This is a genomic window from Gardnerella sialicivorans subsp. sialicivorans (assembly GCF_056746795.1).
In genome coordinates, this window is the sequence record NZ_JBWPXA010000004.1 from 21,753 (window position 1) to 48,484 (window position 26,732).

Annotated in this window: 21 protein-coding genes and 2 tRNA genes; 10 read left to right on the forward strand and 13 right to left on the reverse strand. The window is 40.7% G+C overall.

Annotated elements, in window-relative coordinates; all coding sequences use genetic code 11:
* Nucleotide 1: 1 nt before the first annotated feature.
* From rnpA to AC1EKB_RS03525, 7 genes are all read left to right on the forward strand, one after another.
* Nucleotides 2–553 (forward strand): ribonuclease P protein component, encoded by a 552-nt coding sequence (gene rnpA / locus AC1EKB_RS03495; RefSeq protein ID WP_415694421.1) that lies wholly within the window; start codon nucleotides 2–4, stop codon nucleotides 551–553.
* Nucleotides 554–570: 17 nt separating this feature from the next.
* Nucleotides 571–891, forward strand: a complete 321-nt coding sequence (gene yidD, locus AC1EKB_RS03500; RefSeq protein WP_481248865.1) for a membrane protein insertion efficiency factor YidD — start codon at nucleotides 571–573, stop codon at nucleotides 889–891.
* Nucleotides 891–1,901 (forward strand): membrane protein insertase YidC, encoded by a 1,011-nt coding sequence (gene yidC, locus AC1EKB_RS03505; RefSeq protein ID WP_481248866.1) that lies wholly within the window; start codon nucleotides 891–893, stop codon nucleotides 1,899–1,901. Before yidD ends, yidC begins: the two co-directional genes overlap by 1 nt.
* Nucleotides 1,902–2,041: 140 nt before the next feature.
* Nucleotides 2,042–2,620: a Jag family protein gene (locus AC1EKB_RS03510; protein ID WP_016635500.1), complete on the forward strand. Its 579-nt coding sequence runs from the start codon at nucleotides 2,042–2,044 to the stop codon at nucleotides 2,618–2,620.
* 95 nt (nucleotides 2,621–2,715) lie between these two features.
* The gene (gene rsmG, locus AC1EKB_RS03515) at nucleotides 2,716–3,423 is read left to right on the forward strand and encodes a 16S rRNA (guanine(527)-N(7))-methyltransferase RsmG (RefSeq protein ID WP_481248867.1); all 708 of its coding nucleotides are present in this window, start codon (nucleotides 2,716–2,718) and stop codon (nucleotides 3,421–3,423) included.
* A gap of 255 nt (nucleotides 3,424–3,678) precedes the next feature.
* Entirely contained in the window at nucleotides 3,679–4,629 is a 951-nt protein-coding gene (locus AC1EKB_RS03520; protein ID WP_481248868.1) for a ParA family protein, read from the forward strand.
* A complete protein-coding gene (locus AC1EKB_RS03525) occupies nucleotides 4,629–5,993 on the forward strand; it encodes a ParB/RepB/Spo0J family partition protein (protein WP_481248953.1) in 1,365 nt (454 codons plus the stop codon). The genes AC1EKB_RS03520 and AC1EKB_RS03525 overlap by 1 nt, the downstream gene beginning before the upstream one ends.
* Nucleotides 5,994–6,058: 65 nt before the next feature.
* On the opposite strand, the gene trxB is transcribed toward AC1EKB_RS03525, so the two are convergent.
* The 5 genes from trxB to AC1EKB_RS03550 form a co-directional block, all read right to left on the reverse strand.
* Nucleotides 6,059–7,012, reverse strand: coding sequence for a thioredoxin-disulfide reductase (gene trxB, locus AC1EKB_RS03530; protein WP_481248869.1), 954 nt, complete (start codon nucleotides 7,010–7,012; stop codon nucleotides 6,059–6,061).
* Between the two features lie 37 nt (nucleotides 7,013–7,049).
* On the reverse strand, nucleotides 7,050–9,686 hold the full coding sequence (locus tag AC1EKB_RS03535) for a protein kinase family protein (protein ID WP_481248870.1): 2,637 nt from the start codon (nucleotides 9,684–9,686) through the stop codon (nucleotides 7,050–7,052).
* Between the two features lie 239 nt (nucleotides 9,687–9,925).
* Nucleotides 9,926–11,728 carry a murein biosynthesis integral membrane protein MurJ gene (gene murJ / locus AC1EKB_RS03540; protein ID WP_415694429.1) on the reverse strand — a complete coding sequence of 601 codons (1,803 nt, stop codon included), beginning with the start codon at nucleotides 11,726–11,728 and terminating at the stop codon, nucleotides 9,926–9,928.
* Nucleotides 11,725–14,112 (reverse strand): DUF6049 family protein, encoded by a 2,388-nt coding sequence (locus AC1EKB_RS03545; protein WP_481248871.1) that lies wholly within the window; start codon nucleotides 14,110–14,112, stop codon nucleotides 11,725–11,727. Before AC1EKB_RS03545 ends, murJ begins: the two co-directional genes overlap by 4 nt.
* Entirely contained in the window at nucleotides 14,075–14,839 is a 765-nt protein-coding gene (locus AC1EKB_RS03550; RefSeq protein WP_481248872.1) for an NUDIX hydrolase, read from the reverse strand. The genes AC1EKB_RS03545 and AC1EKB_RS03550 overlap by 38 nt, the downstream gene beginning before the upstream one ends.
* A gap of 42 nt (nucleotides 14,840–14,881) precedes the next feature.
* Between AC1EKB_RS03550 and AC1EKB_RS03555 the strand changes: the two genes are divergently transcribed.
* Nucleotides 14,882–16,351 carry a CCA tRNA nucleotidyltransferase gene (locus AC1EKB_RS03555; protein WP_415694432.1) on the forward strand — a complete coding sequence of 490 codons (1,470 nt, stop codon included), beginning with the start codon at nucleotides 14,882–14,884 and terminating at the stop codon, nucleotides 16,349–16,351.
* Between the two features lie 59 nt (nucleotides 16,352–16,410).
* Here the strand turns inward: AC1EKB_RS03555 and AC1EKB_RS03560 are convergent, their stop codons facing one another.
* The 6 genes from AC1EKB_RS03560 to AC1EKB_RS03585 all read right to left on the reverse strand — a co-directional run bounded on the left by AC1EKB_RS03560 (nucleotide 16,411) and on the right by AC1EKB_RS03585 (nucleotide 23,054).
* The gene (locus tag AC1EKB_RS03560; protein WP_415694433.1) at nucleotides 16,411–17,034 is read right to left on the reverse strand and encodes a LytR C-terminal domain-containing protein; all 624 of its coding nucleotides are present in this window, start codon (nucleotides 17,032–17,034) and stop codon (nucleotides 16,411–16,413) included.
* 114 nt (nucleotides 17,035–17,148) lie between these two features.
* Nucleotides 17,149–18,039 (reverse strand): 16S rRNA (adenine(1518)-N(6)/adenine(1519)-N(6))-dimethyltransferase RsmA, encoded by an 891-nt coding sequence (rsmA, locus tag AC1EKB_RS03565; RefSeq protein WP_481248873.1) that lies wholly within the window; start codon nucleotides 18,037–18,039, stop codon nucleotides 17,149–17,151.
* Between the two features lie 3 nt (nucleotides 18,040–18,042).
* Complete coding sequence (locus tag AC1EKB_RS03570) at nucleotides 18,043–19,515, reverse strand: aggregation-promoting factor C-terminal-like domain-containing protein (RefSeq protein WP_481248874.1); 1,473 nt, start codon at nucleotides 19,513–19,515, stop codon at nucleotides 18,043–18,045.
* 506 nt (nucleotides 19,516–20,021) lie between these two features.
* Nucleotides 20,022–20,098, reverse strand: a tRNA-Thr gene (locus tag AC1EKB_RS03575).
* Between the two features lie 164 nt (nucleotides 20,099–20,262).
* Complete coding sequence (locus AC1EKB_RS03580) at nucleotides 20,263–21,201, reverse strand: DsbA family protein (RefSeq protein ID WP_481248875.1); 939 nt, start codon at nucleotides 21,199–21,201, stop codon at nucleotides 20,263–20,265.
* 83 nt (nucleotides 21,202–21,284) lie between these two features.
* A complete protein-coding gene (locus tag AC1EKB_RS03585; protein WP_481248876.1) occupies nucleotides 21,285–23,054 on the reverse strand; it encodes a serine/threonine-protein kinase in 1,770 nt (589 codons plus the stop codon).
* A 348-nt stretch (nucleotides 23,055–23,402) separates the two neighbouring features.
* Here AC1EKB_RS03585 and AC1EKB_RS03590 point away from each other — a divergent pair, with 348 nt between their 5' ends.
* The gene (locus tag AC1EKB_RS03590; protein ID WP_018639842.1) at nucleotides 23,403–24,530 is read left to right on the forward strand and encodes an ABC transporter ATP-binding protein; all 1,128 of its coding nucleotides are present in this window, start codon (nucleotides 23,403–23,405) and stop codon (nucleotides 24,528–24,530) included.
* 177 nt (nucleotides 24,531–24,707) lie between these two features.
* Complete coding sequence (locus AC1EKB_RS03595; RefSeq protein WP_415694438.1) at nucleotides 24,708–26,123, forward strand: DUF4032 domain-containing protein; 1,416 nt, start codon at nucleotides 24,708–24,710, stop codon at nucleotides 26,121–26,123.
* A gap of 102 nt (nucleotides 26,124–26,225) precedes the next feature.
* Here AC1EKB_RS03595 and AC1EKB_RS03600 read toward each other — a convergent pair.
* Together AC1EKB_RS03600 and AC1EKB_RS03605 are read right to left on the reverse strand one after the other, a co-directional pair.
* Nucleotides 26,226–26,298, reverse strand: a tRNA-Lys gene (locus tag AC1EKB_RS03600).
* Nucleotides 26,299–26,357: 59 nt separating this feature from the next.
* Nucleotides 26,358–26,621, reverse strand: coding sequence for a mycoredoxin (locus tag AC1EKB_RS03605; protein ID WP_415694439.1), 264 nt, complete (start codon nucleotides 26,619–26,621; stop codon nucleotides 26,358–26,360).
* Between the last annotated feature and the right edge of the window lie 111 nt (nucleotides 26,622–26,732).

Below are 26,732 nucleotides of genomic sequence, written 5' to 3' on the forward strand. Positions count from 1 at the left end.
CATGGATAGGCTGAAAAGCCATCGCGATTTTGTTGCGGTGCTCAAAAAACGACGCAAGGTGTGTTCACGGGATATCGTCGCGCATTACAACATGCGTGGCGGTATAGCCGTGTTAAACGCGCTTAACGAAGGCGAAAAAACAAGTCTGAATCAGATTGCCACGGGTCGTGATGGTAATACACCCGCGGCATTTTGTGATACCTTGAATCAGCCTCAACAAAATGAAGCTGATTCAAGGCTAGGGCTTGCTGTATCTAAAAGCGTAGGAAAAGCTGTTATTAGAAATAAAGTAAAAAGACGCTTTAGAGTAATAGCAAAAGAACATCAATCGTTATTGCCAAAAGGTTGTGACGTAGTTCTAAGAGCCAAATCTACTGCTGCTAGTGCATCGTTTGAATCATTAAATGAGCAGGTTAAAAAGATTTTTGAGAAAATAACCAAAATTGTTCAAAATCAAAGCCATCAAATAGCGCAAGAAGAACACCAAGAATACCAACTAAATCAACCATCAGAATCGTTGAAAATCGGCGAAAACAACAATAAGTTGGTTTAAGGAATAGTGATACAGCTATGAATAGCAGAAAAAGTGTTGTAGCGAATTTGATTATAAAAGCGATTCGCTGGTATCAACGCGCGATTTCTGCTAATAGACCAGCTTGCTGCCGATATTACCCAACATGCTCAAGGTATGCTATTGAAGCAATTAGCCGCTATGGAGCGTTTAGGGGCGGTATCCTAGCCGCTTTGCGACTATTGCGCTGTAGGCCATGGACTAGTTGCAGTATTGACGACGTACCACGCAAATATTCAATTTTTTATCGTTGCGCTTGGTCTAAAGCGCATGAAGAGCCACGGTTAACTCCCTTGGCTGAAGAAGACAAGGATAACTAATGTTTAATCAAGATCACTTTTTACTTGATAACGGACCTTTGGGATGGTTCTATAAAATCCTTACTCCAGTTGAATGGCTTATGACTCAAGTAATGTCAATTTTCCATAAGCTATTTGTTCTTATTGGAATGAATGAAATTGGGTTCTCCTGGGTTCTTTCAATCGTCTTTCTTGTGCTTGTTGTGCACGCGTGCATATTCCCTGCCTTCATAAAAAGCATTAAGGGCATGCGCAATATGCAAGCAATCGCTCCTAAAATGAAGAAAATTCAGCAAAAGTATAAGGGTAAAAACGATTCTGCTAGCAAAGAAGCAATGCAGCGAGAAATGATGAAGCTGTATCAAGATAACAACGCGAATCCTGCAGGAAGTTGCTTGCCAATGATGATTCAAGGTCCAGCATTTATGAGTATTTGGTATACGCTTTCTGTTATTCCATTTATTGCTAGAGGCAAGCATACGGCTCTTGGTGCTTTTGATGTTGCTACAGCACAGCAATTTGTTAAAACTCATGTGTTTGGCGTTGGTGTTTCCGACACGTTTATGACGGTTCAAGCGGGCGGAAAAGTTGTTATTGTAATCTTTGTTATTTTGATGTGTGCTGCAATGTGGTACATGCAATTTAACAATATTCGTAAGAATCTTCCGCCAGAATCGAAGCAGGGTCCCCAGTATACGATGCAAAAACTTATGATGTGGGGATTCCCATTAATCTACGTTTTCTCTGCATTTGCTCTTCCATTTGCAATGCTTGTTTATTGGCTTGTAAACAACATTATGAATATGCTTCGCTCTATTTGGCAGGTGTACGCCTTCCCAACTCCAGGATCTCCTGCAGCCGAGGAAAAAGAAGAGCGCGATTACAAAAAAGAATCCGAGCGCAGAGAGCGCGAAGGTTTGCCTTCTATTGAAGAAGAAAAGCTTCAACAGGCTCGAGAAGAGGCTAAGCGCAGAGAATCAGAAGGATTCCAACGTAAGCAGCCTAATCGCAAGCGAAAAACAAGTAAATAATGTAAAAACAAGGTAAATGTGAATTTATTTATTAGATTTATTAAAATTATTAAAATAATTTATAAATTTGGATTTATCTTCAGTTAAACTGTACACAGAATTGTGATTCTTGACATTTATTGAAATTAAGGAGTATGTAAATGGCACAAGACGAGACCAGGAGCATTGACCAGCTCAATGAGGAAGCTGATATAGCTGCCGATTACTTAGAAGGACTTTTAGATATTGCCGACTACGAAGGCGATATTGAAATGGGCGTTCGCAACAATAGGCCAATGATTCAAATTGTTGCGGATGATGATTCCGATATTAAGCATTTGATTGGTAGAGATGGAGAGGTTGTTGATGCTTTGCAACAATTGAGCCGTCTAGCTGTTCAGCAAAAAACTGGTGAAAGATCGCACTTAATTGTAGACGTTGATGGGTTCCTTAAGCGTAAGCGTCAACATTTGCGAGATATTGCGTTGGATGCTGTTGATGAAGTTCGCGAAACTGGTGATTCTGTTGATCTGAAGCCAATGAATTCGTTTGAGCGTAAAGTTATTCACGATACAGTTAGAGAAGAAGGCTTAAGGTCTAGGTCTCATGGAGAAGAACCACACCGCTACGTTACTGTTTATATGCCTGCAAGTGCCATTGAAGACGATGATTTAGATGAAGATGTGGATGTAGACATGGATGATGTAGACGTAGAGTTGGACGAAGAATATACAGAGTAGCAATTAGCTTAAATAAAAAGTAACACAATGGAACAAAAATGTTTTATTGTGTTACTTTTTGTTTGAGGGGCTGATTTGCGGAAAAGATTTTAGATATGGAACAGGCTGACAATTTACAAAACAATGTAGATGAAAACAATGTAGATGAATTAGATAACTCCCCTTTGTTGAGTGAAGTCTTAGGCAATGCTCTTGATAAATGTAAGATGTTTCACGTGAAACTTAAGGAAGAGGGATTAGTTCGCGGCCTTGTTGGTCCTAGAGATATGAATATTCTTTGGGAAAGGCATATTCTAAATTCTGCTGCAGTTGTTCCATTTGTTAAAAAAGCAGTTGAAAAGTCAAATAAAAAATCCATCGCAGATGTTGGGAGCGGCGGAGGTTTTCCAGGAATTGTTGTTGCTGCTTGTTTGCCAGATTGCAAAGTAACATTAATTGAACCAATGGAAAGACGAGTTCTTTGGTTAAAAGAATGCGTAGAGGTTATGGACCTAAAAAATGTTACAGTTTTTCATGGAAGATCAGACGAAGTTATTGCTAAAGTTAAGTCTCACGAAATTCCAGCCTTTGACGTAGTTACATGTAGAGCTGTTGCACCTATGACAAAATTGGCTGGATGGACCATTCCACTATTAGGGAAGAATGGCCAGCTAATTGCGTTAAAAGGAAAATCTGCACAAGCAGAGATTGATAAAGCTGCAAAGATGATTAAAAAAGTAAAGGGATTAAATCCCAGAGTGGTCGATGCTCCTGTTGCTAAGGGCCTTCAATCAACAAGTGTTGTAATAATCGATAAAGGCTGATTGATAAAAGCTGATTTAAGTTTTGTGATTTAGTTCTGTACTTTTACTCGCAATTATTTTTTGTATTAAGTTTCATTGAATGTTTCACGTGAAACTGAATAAAGATGTTATGTGTTTCACGTGAAACGGCGTGTTTTTGTAGTATTTTTTGCAATTTTTATGGTGTTTTATGTCCATAGAAGAAAGGAAACTTGAAAATACTACGGTTAAATTGGTTAGGTTTGTAATTTCCCATAGGTGGGCGGGGTGGTGTGAATGGTGGAATCAGCAGAAGATACAATTAAACGTATTTTTGGGGATTCTGGATCTTCCTTGGGCAGTGAGTTGGCAGATATAACCAGTCGCTTCCACGCCATTGATGGCGTTGTGTTCCCTAAGCCGAAGACTACACGTTTTATTGCAGTTGCGAATCAAAAGGGCGGAGTTGGAAAAACCAGTTCCGCTGTGAATTTGTCGGCAGCAATGGCTGTTGGCGGCTCAAAAGTTTTATTGATTGATATGGATCCGCAAGGTAATGCTTCTACGGCAATGAATATACCACATTCTTCCGCAGATCCTTCTATTTATGATGTTATTGAGGGAAGAAAGACTATTGCCGAAGTTAAACAAGAATGCCCAGATATTGCAGGGCTAGATGTTGTTCCAGCTTCAATTGAGTTAAGTGGTGCTGAATTAGAAGTTGCTCAAATGGAAGATAGGAATAATCTTCTTAAGAATGCAATTGATGAGTTTTTAAGGTCCAGCAGTGAACATTACGATTACGTTTTTATTGATTGCCCACCTTCTCTTGGTCTTTTAGTAATTAATGCGATGTGCGCTGTGCACGAGATGCTAATTCCAATTCAAGCGGAATACTATGCGCTCGAAGGATTGGGTCAGTTGATTAGAACAATTGGTTTGGTTCAAAAACACTATAATTCTGCGCTCGTTGTTTCTACAATGCTTGTAACAATGTTTGATAAGCGAACTCTTCTTGGTAGAGAAGTTTTTCAAGAAGTTAAAAATCATTATCCAAACATTGTTCTTAATACCACTATTCCGCGAACTGTTAAGATTCCAGAAGCGCCAAGTTTTAATCAAAGTGTTATAACCTACGATCCACATGGAACAGGTGCTGTGTCTTATAGAGAAGCTGCATTTGAGATAGCTAATAAGTCTGACGTAATTTTGTCTGTTATTGAATCAAAAAGAGAGGGTAATGAGTGATGAGTGCAAGTAAATCGCGTTTGGGGAAAGGATTGGGCGCATTATTCCCTGCACTTCCTGGAGAAGATAGTTTAGATGAGTTTGCTAACAAAAAGATTGAAGATGTTTCACATGAAACATTAAAGAATGATGATACTTCGAACACTGTTTCACGTGAAACGGATAGTAAAATCATAGATAAAAATACGCAAAAAAGTGTTTCACGTGAAACAAAGGTATTTACAAAAAAGCCAGCTAAGGTTCCTAGCGTTAATAACGCAATTTCCCCGCATTTAAGCCAAAAATTAGGGGAAAATACTTCTGTTTCACGTGAAACAGTGCCATCAATCGCAAGCAAAAATAAGCATTCGTCAAAACGATCTTCTATGCCGTCAATTGATGACGTTACAAGGCCAATTGACTTTTTCTTTGGTGATTCTGCTTCTAAGTCATTTGTTTCTTCAAGGCAAAAAAATGAAGATAATGATAAAAATAAAGTTGCACAAAAAATATCGCAAGATAAACAAACAAGCCAGACGCAAGAGCTAAAGCCTATTGAAGGTGGGTATTTAGAGTATTTGGATCCAAGTGATATTGTTCCAAACGCTCATCAGCCACGTACGATTTTTGACGAAGAAGAGCTTCAAGAATTGTCTGCTTCAATCAAAGAGGTTGGAGTTTTGCAGCCGATTGTTGTGCGAAAAATCAAGGATATAAGTCAAGATGATTTGCACAATGCACATTATGAGCTAATAATGGGCGAGCGAAGATGGAGAGCAACGCAATTAGCAGGTCTTAAAAAGATTCCAGCGATTGTTAGAACCACTTCGGATGAAAACATGCTTAGGGATGCGCTTTTGGAGAATTTGCACAGAGTTGCATTAAATCCGCTAGAAGAAGCTGCAGCTTATGCTCAAATGATTGATGATTTTGGACTTACGCAAATTCAGCTTTCTAAGTCCGTTTCTAAGTCTCGTCCGCAAATCGCAAACACATTGCGACTTTTGAATTTGCCAGCCAGCGTTCAAAAGCATATTGCGTCGGGAGTGCTTTCTGCAGGTCACGCTCGTGCTCTTCTTGCATTAGCTTCTACAGAAGAAATGGAAGCTCTTGCAAAGCGCATTATTGCAGAAGGTTTATCGGTTCGCAGTACGGAAGAAATTGTTTCGATTAAAGTAGACAATGGAGACGATTCTTCTAGAAGAACTAGAGTTAAAAGAAACAACAAGTGGGCATCTTCGCCAATTAGAAAGCAGCTTGAAGATAGATTCTACACAAAAGTGGCCATTAAGGGAAGTGAAAATCACGGAAGAATCGAAATCGTATTTTCCTCTCCAGAAGAATTGCAACGAATAGTCAATATTCTAGTAGATAAAAAAGATTAATAATAAGCCCCCAATGAGCTGTTAGTAGCAACCATTGGGGGCTATTGTTTTACGTGGAACAAAAACTATTGTTCGTTTAAATCAGTCAAATCGTTCAAATAGGCTTGTGCATCAAGAGCTGCGCGGCAGCCCATGCCAGCAGCAGATATTGCTTGCCTATACACGCTATCTACAACATCGCCAGCAGCAAAAACACCAGGAACTGAAGTTCTAGTAGATGCTCCTTGTACAGCAATAGTACCGTCTTCATTAAGCTTTAAAGCACCATTTAAGAAACTTGTAGATGGGGAGTGTCCAATAGCAACAAAAATGCCGCATGCTTCAATATTTTGCGTCTCGCCAGTTTTAACATTCTTAACAGTTACAGATTGTGCATCTCCATCCATGCCATTTACAGAGCAAACAACAGAATCTAAAACAAAATTGATTTTGCTGTTTTTGCGTGCGCGGTCAACCATAATCTTAGACGCGCGGAATGAATCACGCCTATGAATAAGCGTTACGCAAGAGCCAAAACGAGTCAAGAAAAGTGCTTCTTCGAAAGCAGAATCACCGCCGCCTACAACAACAATAGGCTTTTCCCTAAAGAAGAATCCGTCACAAGTTGCACAATAAGACACACCGCGGCCCGAGTATTCTTGCTCTCCAGGAACGCCTAATTTGCGCACTTGTGAGCCTGTAGAGACGATTACAGCCTTAGATGTGTAAGTTACACCATCATCGGTTGTAACCGCTTTTGAATCGCCATTAAAATCTACAGAAACAACATCGTTAAGCAAGATTTGCGCGCCGAATTTTTCTGCCTGTTTTTGCATTGCTTCCATTAGGTCTGTGCCTAAAATGCCGTCTGCAAAACCTGGATAATTTTCCACTTCGGTAGTGTTCATAAGCTGTCCGCCAGGCGTTAGTGCTCCAGCAATAACTAGAGGGCTGTAACCTGCGCGCGCTAAGTACAAAGCCGAAGTGTACCCAGCAGGACCAGAGCCAATAATAATTACGTTTTTTTGCACAGTTTTCATAAAATATTCCTAATAGTCCTAATAATTTTAATGATTTTTAGTAAATTCTAACGTAGTTTATATATAGTCCATTCATTGGTATAGACCCTTGTGGAACCCACAAAATAAAGTCTTGCGCAGTTATAGGCTTTTTGAACTTTACGTCTGTTACTCCGCTAGCATCAAAAGTAAAGTCTGCAACTTTTTCTCCAGCGCTAGGATCATTCTTGGAATTTGCAATCAAATATCCATGCCCGCCCGAAGAACGAATCGAAACAACAAATCTGTATGCTTCTTGAGGCTGAGTTAAGTGCATGTAGTAGCCGTAGCCGCGCTGATTGCCCGTATCTTCCAAGAATTGCTGAATATCTATAGGGTAAGGTGTGTTGTTAGTAGGCATTTTAGGCGGTGGTACTTGCTTTACTTTCTTGCGCTTATTTTGCTTTTTATGCTTGTTTTTAAGGCTCTTATTGTTCTTATTGCTCTTATTATCCTTATTCTTTTCTCCAGCCTTATTTGCATCAGATTCACTAGTACCAGGCTTATTTGGTTGCTTTTCTTTAGACGAATCGCTTTTATCTTCCGAAAGAACACCTTGGCTTCCAAAAGGAACATTTTCAACACTTTGCGAATCCCAAGAATTAGATTTTGCAAAGTTTGATGGCGCTTCGTGAGAGTTAAAAAGACTATGCAAAGATATTGCAAAGACAACAATCACTAGCAATGCAACAACGCCAATAGCTAAGACTTTTGTAGAAAGTCCTCCAAAAATCTTTGCATCTGCAATGTCTACATTGTTTTGACCAGAAGATTTCTTTGCTTTTAAGTCGTCTTGATGCTCGTGAGGTTGGAAGCTAGGAGGCATGGATGAGTGAGACAATAATCCAGTATTTTGGCTGCTATAATCGCCATATTCCTCTTTTTCTAGCTCCTCTTCTCGCAACGCTCTAGCGGATTCTTCGCCAGGAGCAATAAAACGCCCGTTGCTGTCTACAACAGGCACTCTTCCCGTTGATTCGGCTTCTAATGGCAAGATTTGCGGTTTAGAAAGCAATTCCGTATGTTTTGTGTTACTGCTTAGAAGGTCTTCAAAGTCGAATCTTCTAGGCATTAGTGGCGAAGATAAGTCATCTTTTTGTGAATAATCGTTTCCAGAATTTAGCGAGCCTAAAGAGTTTAGCGAGTTTTTATCGCCATTTTCTTTTGCATACGAATCGTTTGTAGAATCCTTGCTACTGTTTGCATTCCCGCTATCCCAGTTATTCTTGCTATTCTCGTTATTCTCGTTATTTTTATTTTCGCCAGCCTTATTCTCTTCGCTTGCTTGCGATTTATCGGTTGAATAGCTAGGGAAGCTTGTGTATGTTGAAGACAAATTGTGGAAAATTGAATCATCAGCATCTAACTCAGTTGGAGCTAAAATATTCGCCATTTCTGCTGCAGCAATATCGTGGAAGTCGTAGTCTGTTCCAGTTGAATCGGATTCTGGTAAAGAATCAAGTTTTTTATCAGAATTATCGCCATTTCTTTTTAGCAAAGCGCTCAATGCACCAATGGTTTTGCTTGCATTTTTAATGCCAGTGTTTTTAGCGTTTTTGCCAAACTTGTTAGGCTTTTCGTTTTCGTTTTTTATTGATAAATCACTTGAATCCAAAATGCCAATAGATTCTTGACTTGATAATTGGTTTTCAAGCAAATCTTCGTTCTTGGATAATCCTTCTGGAAAATCAATAAGATCCTTGTCTTTGCAAGGTAAAAGTAGTGCTTTTTGAATAGAAGATTCGCTTGCATCGTTGTTAAGAATAATATCTTTTTCGCTAAGCTTTTTAACAGGAGTATATGTGCCTAAGAGTGCCAGAAGCTCCCCAATAGATGCCATTGGAATAATGCTTGGATCTTTTGCAGAGGAAAGGCCTCTTTTGCAAATCATAACAAATTCGCCAGGAACGCCGTCTGCAAGTCTAGAAACGTTAAAAACTGTGTTATTTTGCTTGTATCCTGTACGCGTAAGAAGAGCATATAAAAGTGCAGAAAGTTGATGCGTTGCAATGTTTTCTACGCTTTGTGGCAAGTCTTTAGACTGTTCTTCGCTTTTGTCTTGATTGTCGCTCTTGTCTTGCGAATCCTGTTTATTCTGCGAATCCTGCGCGTCTTGACTATTTTTCTTATTCTGTTTATCTTTCTTGTCTTGCGAATCCTGCTTTGTGTATTCAACAGTAACGTCTTTTAGTAGAGGGCTTATTGGCGCGCAGGCTAGCTCTACTCCATTATTTGTGATTCTTACTGTGTTTGTTGAAATAGCATAATGAGTTATTCCAGATGCAAGAAGTTTGCTAAGCGCATTTGCTGCTTCGGCAACAATAGAGCGTATAGCTTCGTAGCTAAGTGTAGAGCTATGTGATTTTATGTAGTCGTCTACAGTTATTCCAGAATCCAACTCAGTTATAATGATCGCAACGTCATCTATGTTATGAATTTTTAGAACAGGCGTAAATTTGCGGATTCTAGAGAGTGCAAGAGTAGAAGATATTGTGTTTACTTCGGGAAGGAATCTACGATCGCGCACAATAAAGAGCTGGCAATCTCTAGCAAGTATGCGGTCGCTAGCTTTCCATACTTGAACGCCTGCTTCTTCTCGCAAAGGCGATATTAGAGCGTAGCGATTAAGTATAATATCTCCCAACTGAGGTTTCATCTACTCCCCGACTTCCTACATGAGTAATGAATATGCGTAAATAATAAATTCCATCAATTATTGTAATTGTAGAATTTAGTAAAACGCTCTTTATTTTGCAATTATTGTTGTTTAATTGTTGTTTATTTATTTTGATTTAATTATCGCTCATTGTGTTGATTTATTTTTATCGACTTTTATTGCGACGATTTATTGTTTACTATTGTGACCTTTTATTGCACATTATGCACTGTTTTTGCCTATTTTGAACGAATAATACGAGATGAATTATTTTTGTTGCTACTGTTGTTGCTGCTACTGTCACCACTGCTTTCACTAACGTTTTTTATATTACTTTTGGCATTACTTTTAACAGTATTTGCGCGCTCAAGATTCAGCAAGAACGACCATTTTACGCCGATTCTTTTAAGAATTGGATTAATAATGCTTGCCAATTCACTAGTTCTTAAAAGCAAGAGAGTAGATACGTAAACGATTACAAGAATAATAGTTATAATTGCGCAAACAAAAATCGCAAGCAACCATCGATTAACACCACGAAGATTTGTTGAATCTAAAGAAATCCACTGGTAAATAAATTCTCTAGCCAAAATTCCAACAACAATAGAAACAATCGAAGCCGCAATTACCTTTATGTGAGTAACAATAAGCTGCTTATCGTCTAAATTATTGTTAAAACGAGACCTAATCATTTTAACAAGCGCAGGGAAAGTAAGAATGTAGCTAAACGATGCAGCTGCTGCTAAAGCACTAACCCAGTAGTTTGGCGGAAGGAACTTTATGCAAGAAAACACAATAACAAGCTCTACGCAAAGTTGCGCTGCACAAAACATAAATGGATGCTTTCCGTCTTCAAAAGCGTAGAATGTGCGTTGAATAATCAAATAGGCGCTAGATAATGGCAAACCAATAGAAAGCATCATAAGCGGATCCGCCATTAAGTATGCTTCTTTTATGCTAATTGAAGGCAAAAGAGCCAAAGAGATAGGCATTGGAATCACAATAAAAGCAACACTAAAGAAGCACATTAAAATGCTAACGCTTCTAATGCAAGAGCTTAAATCTGCGCGAACTGTAGATAAATCGTGTTGTGCAATCGACTTGGAGATCTTTGGAAAAACAGCAGTTGCAACCGATACAGCTATAAGCGAATATGGCAGAATAAACATTGTGTATGCGTTTTGAAAAGTGGCGTTTCCTGCAACATCAAATTGGCTTAATCCCAATGTTTCTTCGGCTATAGAAGGTGCGCTTGTTGTTATGTGAGTTGTGGCCATTGTAGAAAGTTGACTAACAGCCACGATTGCAAAGCTCCAAGCTGCAACGGGGCCCATAGAACGCAAGCCAATGCCACTAATGCCAAAACTTGGCTTATACTTTAATCCGATTTTTTTAAGAGGAATAAACAAAACAAGTGCTTGAGCTGCAACGCCTAAAGTCCAAAAGCCTGCAGTTAAAAGCATTGTAGTGTTGTTCCAAAAATGCGCAGGCTGTCTACTTGCCTTTCCAAAAATCGCAATAAACACGCCAAATCCCGTGCAACTAACAATGTTTGCAGCAACCGAGCTCCAAGCATACATTGCAAACTTGCCTTTAGCGGCCAGAACTTGGCCGAGTACGGTATAAAGGCCGTAGAAGAATATTTGAGGCATACACCATAGCGTAAAAGCGTTTGTAAGTGCAATCATTGCTGGGTTTGATCCAACGTAAAGCCATGTTAAAACAGGTGTGGCAATCGCCATTAAAATAGTTACGCCTAAAAGAAGGATAATAGCAAATGTTATTAGCTTATTTAGCCTATTTTTTGCATCTTGTTTTTCTAGAGTTTTAACGATTTGTGGAACAAGAACAGCATTGAAAATTCCGCCAGAAACAAGCGTATAAATAAGCTGAGGAATCATAGACCCAGCCTGGTAAGCGTTTGCTGCCAAGCCAGTTGTGCCAAGGGCTGCGGCGAGCAAAATTGTTCTAATCTGGCCAGTTATTCTAGAAGCAGCTGTGCCGCTTGCCATTATAATCGAGTTGCGGCCTACTGAATTCATTCGTCTGGGTCCTTTTTACGATTAAACTGCCTCCAAAGCCCCAAAGCTCCAAGTGCAAAAGCAAATATTATAATAATCGTACCGCTTTTATCGCTGATTTGCAGCGTGCTTGTGATTGTCGTCTCTTTAGTTCCACTAAAAACGTTGTGGTTTCTATCTTCTAGAGCAAAAGTGGCTTTAACTTTGCTAGACGTTGTAGATCTAAGCGGCAAAATCACCTGGGATTCGCTATTTGCTGCGATTTTAACTGGTGTTTTTCTTCTAGTTACTATTTCCATAGAATTGGTATACGCAGTTAAATATACGCTAATCGGGTATGGGTTGGTGTTGCTTATTGTAATCGGCATAGTTGCTGTTTCGCTTACAAGAGTAACGTCTTTTGGAGGAATAATATTTATTCCAGAAGTTAGCATTTTAGCTAAATCGTGAGTGCCGTCTTTAGTTTGTGGCTGCGATTTACTAGCGTTGTTCGATTTACTAGCGTAGTTGTTTGATTGGCTAGCGCTATTTAACGTATTATCTAGCTCTCTTTGAGCCATTGCGTCAAAAAGTTTAATAAGATTTTCGCTCCAGCTTTTGCTATTTTGATTAATTTTTAGCTTTGCATTTTGTTTTGCAAGAGATTGAGCATCTGATTCGCTAGTTTTATGATGATTAAGCTCATTGCAATCAAGAATGCTGTTTATAAATTGGTTTACTAGCATTCTATCGGAAGCTAGTTGGTTAATCTTAGCTTTGCTTGCGATTAATGATTTTCCTTCGATTGAACTCGCCTTAGGAACTGGGCTATACCCAAGGTGCTCTTTAGTAATCGCCTTTGATTGTGTTAAAGAATTTATATCTAGAAGACTAAGCCAAGGCGATTTTTCTAGAATGCTTACAACTGATTCAATTAAAGGTATAGAAGAATTTGGGCTAAAAGTTAGTAGCAAATGCCTAGGCATATAAGGCTGTTCCATCTGATAGAAGGCGCTTTGCGCTGCAAGCCTGTTTAGAAGGCCTGCGCTAGTAGATTCTGCTGCTGATTGAACGCTTGTAAAATGTCCATTTATTAGCTCGTTAAGTGTTTCTTGGCAAGAAAGCACTTTTACTATGCCAGAAGATGTTTGAACCTCGTAAACACCATTTTTTACTGCAAAACGGTTTGCTAGAGGGTCGAATCCGCTAGTGGCCACTACTGTTTTGTATCCGTTTGCGGCAGCCTGTTCTAGTGCGCGTAGAGTCCATTTTTCGCCTGTTTGAAAAGCGTAGGAATCAATATTTAACGGCTTTGTTGTGGAATTTTCTAATACAGATGATTTTTTACTCCAAGAATCTAAACCAATTCCAGCTAGTTTATAAGAAACATGATTTTCAGATTCCGCATACCTGCTTATGTTAAAACCGTTATTTTGCATAAATACGGAAGGAGTAAATGTTGGTTCACTAAATTTAAGAGTGTTTGGGTCTGCTATTGTTTGCAACTTTGGATGCTTTTGAACAAGATTTATTAAAGAATTAATGCGCTTAATACTGCTTTTACTAAGCCTGATTTTTTTGCTAGTTGCAGGACTTGCTGTAGAGCCTGTTGTAGAGCCTGTTGTAGGACTTGCTGTAGAACCTGCTAAATCTTCTTGCGATTCACTAATGGCGCTAATAGAAGGAGAAATATTGTGCTTGCTAATGTTGTAACGCCAATCGGAAGATTTTGCGATTATTGGCATTAGTAAAGTCACATTAATTGGCGGAGTTTGAATGTTTTTAATGCCAATATTTGCTCTAGTTACAAACGATTCAACAGAATAATAATGCTTAAAATCTAAAGAAGAATACGTTATAGAAACAGGTTTTGGACCCCAATAAATAATGTTTGAAAGATTTTGACTGTTTGCATCAACGTCGATTTGCGCACTATAGGATTTTCCGCTTGCAAGCGCTGGAACACTAACTTCTCCTATTAGCTGAGGAGTTGGAATCCTAGACTCGGATTGGCTCCATTTTTGTAAGTCGGTTCTAGACATAAAAGTGTACCAAGGGTTAAAAGTGACTTGAATTTTGCCTTCTGGAAAATTTTTAGAACTGTTATTTTTAAGCAGAAGACTAATGTGGTATCCGCTTTTATCTGTAAGAATCGAAGTTGACTTTACGATTTTTAGTGAGATTCCTTTGGATTTTGTGTTATACAAAGAGTAGGAAATTAAGGATGACTGATTAGCATACGCGACTTTTGGTGCGAAGAAAAATGGGAAAGTCGCAAGCAAGAGTGCCATTAGAACTGTGGTTACGCAAAGTCTTAAAAACGCATTTTTTTGCGACTTACGCAACTGGTTTTTTGAAAAATCAATCACATTAATCACATTAGTAACGTTAATCACGGTTTTGCCGCCTATTCGCCTTCTTAGCATACATCCATGCTATTTTTCGTTCGTTTGGGTAGCTCAAAATATCGTTAAGATTCTTAAAATCAACCCAAATCGCGTCTTCTGCTTCGTGATCTGGGTCTCCAAGAACAGATAATTCGCCGCTAACATACTTAAGCGCAAAGTGGTGAACAAGTTTATGTACACGCTGGCTTGTTCCAGTAAACCAGTAGTCGATAGTTGCAATTGAATCAACAACTTCGCCAAGAATCCCCGTTTCTTCGCGAATCTCCCTAACTGCTGTTTGTTGCGGTGTTTCGCCTTTTTCAATATGGCCTTTTGGCAAGCACCATTCCATGTGACCACTTCGCGAATGTCGAGCTATAACCGCGACACGCCCAAGAGAGTCAAAAACTAATCCTCCAGCGGAATATTCTCGAACAATAGGCAAATCCTGTGCGTCTAGAGAAGCAAAAGTTTTAGGACCGTCATTAACTCTTCTTTGAGGCATTAATGCAGGAGAAGGAGCATTAATAGAAGATATTTGCTGCCTGGATTCCGTTATATTAACATGAATGTTTTCAACAGTGTAACTGCCCGAAAAGCCCGAAATATCAACAAAAATCGACTCCTCTTCCTCTGCTTGTTGCGGCTGAATTTTGCTTTTCATTCTAGCAACATCAAGAGGAGTGACTTGAATGCTTGGAGTGTTTTGGGTATGGCTATCCGAGGCTCTGGCGAGCATGCGTCTTAAGTCTTTTGGGGTAACCATACACTCCACCTTACTCAATCCGCTGTGCATTGGGGTAACGGTATGCTGGAATATAGTTTGATTTTTGCTGAAAGGGTGTTTTTAAGCGTGTCTGTGAACTTTGAAGTTTGGCCAGAAGCCATAGAGTTGGGTAAATTATTTGCCGATCACAATTACGAGTTGGCGCTTGTTGGCGGCCCCGTGCGAGACATGCTTTTGCATAGAGTTTCGCACGATCTTGACTTTTGCACATCCGCTAAGCCAGAAGAATTTGAGCCACTTCTTAGGTCTTGGAGTCATGATGGTTTTTGGGATATGGGTCGAAAGTTTGGCACGCTTGGTGCTTTGAAGCGCAGAAAAGACGGAACCGAAGTAAAAGTAGAGATAACAACTTATAGATGCGATGCTTATAATCCAGATTCCAGAAAGCCAGAAGTAAAATATGGCGATACTTTGGAAGGTGATCTTTCTAGGCGCGATTTTACAGTAAACGCAATGGCTTTGCGCGTGCCAAGTCTAGAATTTGTGGACCCATTTGGTGGAGCAAGTGACTTATCTAAAGGTATTTTGCGCACTCCAGTAGATCCACGTCAGTCTTTTGACGACGATCCTTTAAGAATGATGCGTGCTGTTCGCTTTGTTGCTCAACTTGGATTTAGCATTGAAGCAAGCACAGCTGAGGCCATTTTGAGCATGGTTTCTAGATTAGATATTGTTTCTGCGGAGCGCGTTCGCGACGAAATAACAAAGATGCTTCTTTCGGCAAATCCGCGCGCTGGAATTGAAGCAATGGTTGATTCGGGTATTGCGGATAGAGTTTTGCCAGAAATTCCTGCTTTGCGCTTAGAAATTGATGAGCATCACAGGCATAAGGATGTTTTCGAGCACACAATGATGGTTCTTGAGCGCGCAATAGCGCTTGAAACAGATGACGAAGGTGCTGTTCCTGGGCCTGATTTAACTTTGCGACTTGCGGCTCTTTTGCACGATATTGGCAAGCCGCGTACTAGAAAGTTTGAAGACGGCGGAAAAGTCAGCTTCCATCATCATGATGTTGTTGGAGCTAAAATGACTAGAAAGCGTATGAAGGCTTTGCATTTTGACCATCATATTATTGACGATGTAAGCGAGCTTGTGAATTTGCATTTGCGATTCCACGGCTACGTAGACGAGCCTTGGACGGATTCTGCAGTTAGAAGGTACGTTAAGGATTCTGGTCACTTATACGAGCGGCTAAATCGCTTAACTCGCGCAGACGCTACTACCCAAAACAAGCGCAAGTCGCTTATGTTTGAGCATGCGATGGACGAGATGGAAGATCGCGTACGCGAATTAAAAAAGCAAGAAGATTTTAACGCGATTCGCCCAGACTTGGATGGCAATGAAATCATGAATATTCTTGGCTTGGAGCCTGGCCCTATTGTTGGAAAAGCATATAAGCACATGTTGGAATACAGACTAGATAATGGTCCTGTAGAGCACAGTGTTGCTGTTGACGAGCTTAAAAAGTGGTACGAAAGTCAATCTGAATAAAGCGAATCACGCAAAGCTCAGATACACGCGCCAATACAAGTTAGAATAAAGCGAGAATTCTACTGAATAGGCTTGTGGTTTGAAGCTTTTGGAAGATTCTTAATTGTGTTATACGCTGCGCAGCCTCTAATATCGTTAATCGTAGCTCCAGCAGCAGGAACGTCGGTTTTAGGACGAAGATTGCTAAAAGTTGCTCCTAAAACAACGTCAATAAGCTTATCTTGACGGTCGTCCATGCGCAAAATAGCGTCCTTAAAATTGGCAACTAGTGTATAAGCTTCGTTAATCGACTGTTTTCCAAAATAAATTGTTGTGCGCTTAACGCGTGTTTCGCTATTTCCAACTTCGATTAAGTTAAAACCGCGATTTCTAAGGCCTTCTCCAACAGCTCGCGCGAATCCGCGGAATTTTGTTCCATTTAGAACGCGTATAGAAACAGCACGATTATCTATATAAGACGCTTTATTTTCGTCTTTGTTTTTTACAGCACAAGGCGCTTCTACGCCATAGTTTGGGTCGACTTCTGGAGTTCTAGGAGCACCAATTCCAAAAAGATGAGATTGCACAATAAGAGCTAGAACAAATGCAATTGCAACTCCGATTGCAACAGACGATAGCACAAATCGTTTTCTTTGATACATGAACTCTCTTCGGGCTAGTCGCTCGTCGTAAAACTGCGTCATGCTAACTTCCGATCTGTACTGTGTGCTTGTATTGTGCGCATTGTGCGTGCGTATGCGTATGCATAAGTGTTAGCTATTTTACTTACTATGCATGACGGCGTTTATCAGCGTACTTTAACTGTTAAAAGCTTTGGACAGAGCTAAAAATTCGTCGCAAGTTAAAGTTTCGCCTCGTCTTGTTGAATCAATCTTAGAAAGTTCGTAGGCTTCTTTAGGAACAATGCTCTTTAGTGCTGCATTTAGCGTTTTTCTTCGCTGTTGGAATGCTGCATCAATAATCTTAAACACTTTTTCTTTTTCTTGCTCGCTGCCTTTTGGATTATCGTTTCTCTTAAAATACACTAGCGCGGAGTCAACATTTGGAGCAGGCCAAAATACGTTTCTGCCAATCAAACCCGCTTTTTGAGCAGTGCCGTACCACGCCAACTTTACGCTTGGAGTGCCATATGTTTTATTGCCAGGCTGCGCACATAAGCGATCTGCAACTTCTTTTTGAACCATTACAAGAAAGCTTGTAAGATTATCGAATTTTTCTAGAAGAGTAAGAATAATCGGTGTTGCAACGTTGTATGGAAGATTTGCAACAAGTGTAAAATGCGCCGCTCTTGCTAAATCGGGAACGTCTTGAACATTTACTTCTAACGCGTCTTTAAGAATCACATTAAATCGTTCTAAAGCGTTAGGCATAAACTCTTTAACAGTTTTTGGCAAACGTTTAGCAAGAGGTGGGTCTATTTCTACAGCAGTAAGATTTGCGCCCGTTTGAAGAATCGCAAGTGTAAGCGAGCCAAGACCAGGGCCTACTTCCATAACAAAATCGTTTGAATTAATTTTTGACGCGGCAACGATTTTTTTAACTGTTCCTGGGTCAATAACAAAATTTTGACCAAACTTTTTTGTAGGCGTAATGCCCTCTTGTGCTGCAATTGCGCGAATATCGGCTGCTCCAAGAAGGCTGCCTTCTTGATTTTCAATATTATCTTTCGTCAATTTAGTACCATCCAAACTTTAATACCATCCAATTTTTTGTGAATACTTCCAGGCTTCGCTAGGATTTCCATATTTACTTCTAATGTAACTAAGACCCCACGTTATTTGTATTGACGCATCTTCGTGCCAGTTTGCTCCCGCGCTCGCCATTTTGTTTGCTGGAAGTGATTGCGGAATTCCGTACGCGCCAGAGCTTTTATTTTCTGCATTCCAACGCCAATGCGATTCTTTTGTCCACAATTTAACAAGATCTTCCCACATTGCGCCAGTCCAACCAAGTTGTGCGCATGCTGCTTGAGCATAGAGTTTTGCTTGTTCTGGTGTTGCATGAACCATGCCGTTTGGGTTATCTGCAGGCGCGGGTGCAGGTGCAGGAGTTGGCGTGGGTGTTATAGCTTGTGAGTTTTCAACAGTTTGCTTAGAATTTTGCTGATTGTTGTTATTGTTTTGTTGAGTATTTTGATTTTGAGCATTTTGGCTTTGAGTATTTTGATTTTGTGTGCTCTGTTGTGTGCTTTGGTTTTGCGTATTTTGTTGATGCGTATTAGTTTTTTGTGATTGAGTTTGATTATTTGGTTTCTTGGTTTCTTGTTTATTGATTCGTTTGCTTGGCTTAGATTCGTTTTGAGTTTTAGGAGTAGATTTTGCGCCAATTGCAACAATTTGATCAATTGATGGCTTAACAATTGACTGCTTTATTAGAGTTGCATTTTGAGCTTTGCCGTCTACATAAGTCACGTTATATAAATCTATGCGCTCGCCATTTACGCCAGCTTGTTTAATAACACTAGCTCCTATTGCAAGACTTGGGTCGTTTACGTTTACAGTGCTAAATGGAATAACAACGTTTCTAGATTCTTTTCCATGCGTTACTCTAAGAATGCGAAGCAAGGTTTTTCCGTTTTCTTCGCTAACAGTTACTTGGTCTTCTTTTCCTAAGACTATTCCTAAAGAATCAAGAATGGAGCTTGCTGGCAGAGTTCCATCTGGAACAACTCTTGTTTTGTTATCGCAAATAACTGTGACTGGTCCTTTTTTGTTAATTGACAATCCGCCCGTAAGCTTGTTGTAGATGTTTTGCAAATTAACAGTTATTTTTGCAGCATGATCTGCGTTTGCTTGGAAGAATCCGATTAATTGGTCAATGCTTGTTGCAACGGTCCAAAATGGTATTGTTACACCGTCTACTGTAATGGATGTTTGATAAGCGCTTCTAACGGTAACAGTTGCGTGATCTGCTAATATGTCTCCCGAAGTACTAATAACCTGGTCGTGTGTTTTAACTGGTACTTTTTGTTCTTGTAGAAGTCTTTGTGTAGTAGATGCATAAGTTGTTACTACTTTAGTTTTGCCATTTATGATTAAAGCAATAGATTTACGCGCAGAAAGTGCAAAAATCCCAGTGCTAGAAATAACAAGAGCTAGAACGCATATAAAAACGCGTAGTCTTCTCATTATTACAAACCGCTGAGGCGTCCATCTGCGTGCCATTCAACCTCACTTTCAATGCAAAACTGAATTTTAATTATAGCAATGATTACAATCAGCCAAAAATAAGACTATAAGCATATGAATCCAACTTATTAAAAATGCGTTAAGAAGAATCAGTCTTAAATTATAAAACTATAAAATTATAAAACTATAAAAGATAAAAGGGGGCAGGAGAGAAGGGGATTTGTCCTGCCCCCACGAGGAGGAGCTGGTTGGGGGACGCTCCATCCTCTTGCTCGGAAACCCTGAGTTGGGGGAAGGTTCCCGAGTGCTTACTCAAGCGAAGTAATCAGCATAAAGTGTTTTTGTAAGCTTTACGATTCATCATAAAATAAATCTATTTATAATTTATTATCTTATTATTGTTATTGTAAATTTACTAAAAACTTTTACATGCTTATGACTCATAATATGCATACAAGTGGATTTTTATAATTCAGACTATTTTTTACTATGCTTTTACTCTGCTTTTACTTTGCTTTTACTCTGCAAAATGCCCTATAAAATGGAGCCTCCTGCCGGGATCGAACCGGCGACCTGCCGCTTACAAGGCGGCCGCTCTGGCCATCTGAGCTAAGGAGGCGAGTTCTTGCACGCTAATCGAAATCTTTGTGCGCAAAACATTGATTAGTGTATCAGCACCCGCTGCCAAGTGCAACTCTTCGGCGCTAACACGCTAATCAATGTTTGGTCAATGTTTAGTAAATGTTTGGTCAATGCTCAATAAATGCCTAGCAAACATGATTTTTAGTCAATAGGATTTGGCTGATCTTTATCTGTTACTTTTGGCATAACACCATCAACACCAACCTTAGACTTGTCTAATCCAATAGATTTAAGAATTGCATCTGGAGTACTAAGCTTATTCTTACTAACAGCAACCATATCTAGCAACTTTCCGTTGATAGTGGTTGTTGGTGTTGTCATAGCTCCCTTATTTGATCCGCTAACATTCCACAAAGCCTTGCGATTTGGAGTGTCGGCATTAATGGCGTTTTGCCAATCAAGATAATTCCTATTGAATGCTTTGTTTGCCACTTCTTCGCTAACGCCAGCGTTTATAGCTTGCTCAATCAGCTTTTTGTTGCTAACTGGCTTGTAGGCATCGCCTTCTTCTGGCTGGAAGTCTTCGGCAAAAATGTTGTTAATAAATTGAAGTAAGTGCAAAGGATTGTCGTCGTTAGAAGAAATGTATGCGATTGCGCCAGTTACGCGTGTTGAATAGTGGTCGCTAGAAATTCGATCCAAGAACGACATTGGGTGAATCTCAAGGTTGATTTGGCCAGCCTTCATCATTGCAATAAGCATTTGATCGGAATCGCGGTTAAAATTACCGCATCCTGGGCACAGAGGATCGGCATAAACAGCTATAGTCGGGGCGTTTGGTTCCGCTGTGTTATAGCCGCTTTTACTAATTAAAATTCCGCCTTGCTCGTTTGCGTACTTAGGCTTTTGGCTAGCCGTAAGCTTTTTAACAGCTCGTCTTGCTTGTTGAGCTTGTTCGGCGTTCTTTTGATTTTGCGCGTTGGTAGCGTTAAGTGCTGTAATTCCTATTGCTGCAATCATGCCAATTAAAATAGCAACAACAATAATTCCAACAATTGTCTGTTGCCTTAACTCTTTAGCTTTGCTAGCGCGAAGGTCCTGATTCGGTTGATTTTGCGCGCTTTTGCTAGTATTAGGCATGCTTATCCTTCCCCTGATCTTGCAAATAACATACATAAGTAAATTAATCTAAAGGAATAGTTTAGATTACGGTATCAACGGGCTTAATTGCCGTCGGTTGCTTGCGATTTTCCCGCTCCGCAAATGGCCCCTGCTCCAACGGCGAATATTTTAGTTTTACCTAATATAAAAGAAATAATCCATCCTGCAATAAATCCAATAATGTATCCAATTGAAGTTGGCGAACAAATATCTGGAGCGTATGTTGGCAAAAATAAGCTAATTGACCAAACTTGAACTTTGACTAATTGGCTAGATGCGTGGATTAAAATTGGATACACATATGCTCCAATAATGCCTGCTATTGCAAGAGTTAGGACTTTTTTAATCGAGTATGCGATTGCTTTAATAAAATGCCAAGGTATACTAGCAACTCTTATAAATATGTCTTTTCCGCCAACGGATTCGTTAGCGCGTTTTCTGCGTACACTTGAGCAAACATTGTACCCGATTGTTGCTGTGATTAGCATAAAAATAGCATTTGCTGCAAGCGCATCTATTGGAGAAATCGCAGCTAGTAAGCTTGCAAGAGTAAGGAATATAGCCAACACCACTCGCCCACGAAATAAGTATTTATTTACGTTTGGATGCGGATTTTCATCTAACTCAGGCGGCTCAGCAATTTTGGTTGCTTGTTCTGAATTTGTGATTTGTTCTGGCTCTGTAATTTGTTTCGTCTCTGCAACTTGTTCTGGGTTGTGCGCGTAGACTTTGGTAATAGATGTGCTAGTGGCGTCTAGTAAAGATGTTGGCTCGGGGTCTATTAAATCCGATTCTGTAGAGTGTAACAAAGTTGTATTGTCAACATTCTTAGAAACCCACATTTTTCTAGGGTTTTCTGGAAGCTTTCTTGTTTGAAAAGTAGTGTTAAAATCGTGAGTTTTGGCATTATTGGGTACGGTTTCTCCACTAAAGCTGTTCTCAAAAGGGTAGTTTGAATCCTGCCAGTCTGTAGGGTTCATGGCATCTTGGAAAATTGCGTTTTCAAGCTGTTCTGGAGTGCATCGCTCGCTTTTTTTAGGATTTAATGCGCTTTTGAACGCTTGCATCGTTCTTATTGGAAGGCCATTAAGATTTGCGTTCCCAGATGCTGCTCTTTCTAAAACTGCCATTATTGGCTTGGTTCCAAAAACAGGCTTTCCTGTTGCTGCAAAAGCTAGAACGGCAGCTACGCTCCACCAATCTGTAAGTTCGCTCGATTCTCCACCTTCAATGATTTCTGGAGCAATAAATCCTGGTGTTCCCATTACAAGGCCAGTTCGCGTAACATGCGATTCGCCCTGTCCCATAGATATTCCAAAATCAACTAAAACGGGGCCTGTAGTGGAAATCATTATGTTTGTAGGCTTAATATCTCGGTGAATTATGCCAGCACTATGAACAGCTTTTACGGCATCGATTAGTTTGTGCGCAAGTCGTTCTAAATCGCCACCAAAGTATGGGCCATTAATTGCAACGTCTTCTTTAAGATTGTGGCCGTCAATAAGCTCTGTGACTATAAAAGCGATTGAAGCATCAAGCTCCATGTCTACTATTGAGCACACGCCTTCGTGGTGTATTTTTTGCAAAGCTAGAGCCTCGCGCCTAAGTCTAAGTCTCGCTTGCTCTTGCGGATTGCTAACTTCGGCAGACTCCAAACTATCATCTTCGTTTTCTAGCATCGATGCGCGCAAAATCTTCATTGCGTAAAAATGGCCACCGTCGTCTTGTACTCGCCAAACGGAGCCCATAGCGCCTCCGCCCAGTCGCTCAATAAGCGTGTATCCGCCAACATTTTGGCCAGAGCGCAAGTCAAACATGCTCACATCTTCCATAATTCATTATGTTAGTGTGCAGCTATGCCAATTTGTTTTTTAACACTAAACACGCTATTTTATAAACAAATGTTTAGATATTTACTGTAAAAGTAATCGCGTTTATGAGCCTTTGTTTATACGTGATTTTTATACTCGACACGCCGAAGTGTTAGAAAATACTGTAATTTTGCTGTTTTTACTGAATAAACATGATATATTAAATCATGGCTCAACGAAGAGAACCTTCAATGAACCATGTAAGTAAATGTGGACGATTGACGCCGCCGATGTAGGACTTGGGGTCTTGAGTGCACACCCTTCACAACGGATCGTTCGGCACGTACCTGCCGATGAAAGGAAAATATCATGGCAGAAGTTGTATTTGATCATGTAACTCGAATCTACCCAGGCAACGATAAGCCATCGGTTGATGATTTAAACATGACTATTAAGGATGGCGAGTTCCTTGTACTCGTTGGTCCATCTGGCTGCGGTAAGTCCACAACGCTGCGAATGTTGGCTGGTTTGGAAGAGGTTAACAAAGGTCGCATTCTTATTGGTGGTCAAGACGTTACTACAATGCAGCCAAAAGATCGCGATATTGCAATGGTGTTCCAGAACTACGCATTGTATCCACATATGACTGTTGCAGACAACATGGGCTTTGCTCTTAAGATTGCGGGCGTAAACAAGGAAGAAATCCGCAAGCGCGTTGAAAAAGCTGCTGAAGTTTTGGATTTGACTGAGTACTTGGATCGTAAACCAAAGGCTTTGTCTGGTGGTCAGCGTCAGCGCGTTGCAATGGGTCGCGCAATTGTTCGTGAACCAAAAGTCTTCCTTATGGATGAGCCTCTTTCTAACCTTGATGCAAAGCTTCGCGTACAGACTCGTACACAGATTGCAGCATTGCAGCGTCAGCTCGGCGTCACTACCCTTTACGTGACTCACGATCAGACTGAAGCTTTGACAATGGGTGACCGCATTGCTGTTATTAAGCTTGGCGTTTTGCAGCAGGTTGGCGCTCCAACCGAGCTTTACGATCGACCAGCAAACGTGTTTGTTGCAGGCTTCATTGGTTCCCCATCTATGAACATTAACCAGCATCCAGTGGTTGATGGCAAGGCTCAAATTGGCGAAGATTCCATCACTCTTCCAGCAGAAGCTGTTGATAAGCTTACGGAAGAAGATAAGGGTCAGATTATTGTTGGCTTCCGTCCAGAAGATGCAAGCTTGGCAACTTCCGACGACCCAAACGCCTTCTCCTTAAAGGTTGTAAACGTGGAAGATCTTGGCTCCGACGGTTACATCTACGGAAACATCATCACCGATGGATCTCCAGAAGAAGCATCTACAATGATGAGCGATCAGAACAAGCTCACAACGATTCGCGTGAACCCACGTGCGCTTCCAAAGGTTGGTGACGTTGTAAAGATTAAGATTGATCCATCCAAGATGCACCTGTTTGCACCTTCTACAGAGTTGCGTTTGAACTAGCGTTTTCTTGGGCACTTGCTTTTGCTTTAAGTGCCCGAGATTTCTGTATAAGGGTATGGCGGGGTTCGCTAGGCGAGCCCCGTTTTCGCATGATTTAGCTTATTTTAGTTTGTAGCTATATTTGCATTTATTCACATTTGGTTATTAGCGTTCATCTTTACGGGTAGACTAGATTTTATGGAATGGAACGATACTCCTTCAATGGATCCGCGTGCTGCGCAAGCAACATCGGTTTCTGCGCTTAGCGAGACTGTGTCTTCTGCGGAACCGCCAGCGTTGAAGATTACTGCTGCAAGCTCTAATCCTCAAATGTTTATGCTTCCTTGGGAGCTGCCGCTTTCTCAATGGCCTACAAATCTTTTTGTTAACCTTCCTCGAGGCATATCTAGGCACGTTGTGCGTTTTGTGCACGTAGGCGACGAAGTGTACGCAATGAAGGAGATCACTCGTCAAGTAGCGGAACGCGAATATGAGCTTTTAAGACGCTTGCGCAAGCTGGAACTTCCAACAGTTAAACCTATAGCGGTTGTTGCTGGTAGAAAAGATAAGAATGGCGAGCCACTTGAAGCAATGCTTGTTACTCGTCATCTTAAATTCTCTTTGCCGTACCGTGCGCTATTTGCTAGAACTTTGCGCCCAGATACTGCGGAGCGTCTAATTGATGCGCTTGCTGTGCTTATGGTTCGTTTGCATCTTTCGGGATTCTATTGGGGAGATGTTTCGCTTTCTAACGTTCTGTTTTTGCGAGATGCAGACGCGTTTACGGCGTTTTTGGTGGACGCGGAAACTGGCGATTTGCACGGAAGTCTTACCGAAGGTCAGCGAGAATATGATATTGACTTAGCTCGCACAAATATAATCGGCGAATTAATGGATTTGAGTTCTGGCCAGCTTTTGCCTGGAGAAGTTGACGAAATTAGCATTGGAAATAGGCTTGTAGACAGATACCATTCGCTTTGGAGCACGCTTACAGACGTAGATAAGTTTAGTCCAGACGAGATGTGGCGTATTGAGCGCCGCGTGAATCGCCTTAATGAGCTTGGATTCGATGTAGACGAGCTTGAGATGAAGACTTCCGAAGATGGGCGAAGAGTTTTGGTTAGACCGCGAGTTGTGGATGCTGGATATGCTTCTAGAAAGCTTTTGCGCTTAACTGGCTTAGATGTGCAAGAAAATCAAGCTCGCAGGCTTCTTAACGATTTAGACGCGTATCGCACTTCTACATGGCGTCAAGGCGAAGAGCTGGAGATTGTTGCTACAGACTGGATGCGCGAAGTGTTTGAGCCTACAGTTCGCATGATTCCGCCTGAGTTTAGATCGCAAATTCAGCCAGCGCAGTTCTTCCACGAAGTTTTGGATCATCGTTGGTTTATGGCAGAGCGCGTTGGGCACGACGTTTCTATGCAAGACGCTGTAACAAGCTATATTAAGGACGTTTTGCCACAATACAAGATGGATAAGCGCGTTTTGGCTGCGATTAATGCGGATGCGGATTCTGGCGTTGTAGACGACGAGTACACATATTCTACGCCTGCGCCTGCAGTGAGCAGCGACGACGAGTACGATCAAGACGCAAGTGTTTGGGCAAGCTGATTTTTGTGCGCTCGTGTTTGGTCTCTGTGTGTGATTTTTGTGTTATTTGCGCATGCAAGCGGCCAAAAACGCATAAAAGTGCAATAAAAGGGTATAAAAAAGTGCCCCCTGTGGGACTCGAACCCACAACCCAAGACTTAAAAGGACTCTGCTCTGCCAATTGAGCTAAAGGGGCAACAAATGTCTAGTGTACTACATTTTGCAGACTAATCCAACTTCTCCTATGTTGGCGTGTTAATTTACAAGTTGTCCTAGTTGTATAAGCTTATCTTTGATTTGGCTTGCGGATGGCTCAACCATAAAGCTGCCGTCACTAAAAGTCACAACAGGAATATGCTTTTGACCGCTAATCTCAACAGCTTTTTGAGCAGCTCCGTCTTCGGACTCAATATTGTGCCAAGTAAAAGCAACATTAAACTGGTTAAGAGCGGACTTTGCGCGAATGCAATCGCCACACCAATCGGCTCCGTAAACATTGACTAATGGCAGATTTTCCATAAACTATTACCCCAATTCAGTTTGATTGTAAAGTGGCCATTAAAGTGGCTTGCAAATGTAGCATAAATTTGCACTCATAATGGTCTGTAAAATCATTGTATTAGAACACTA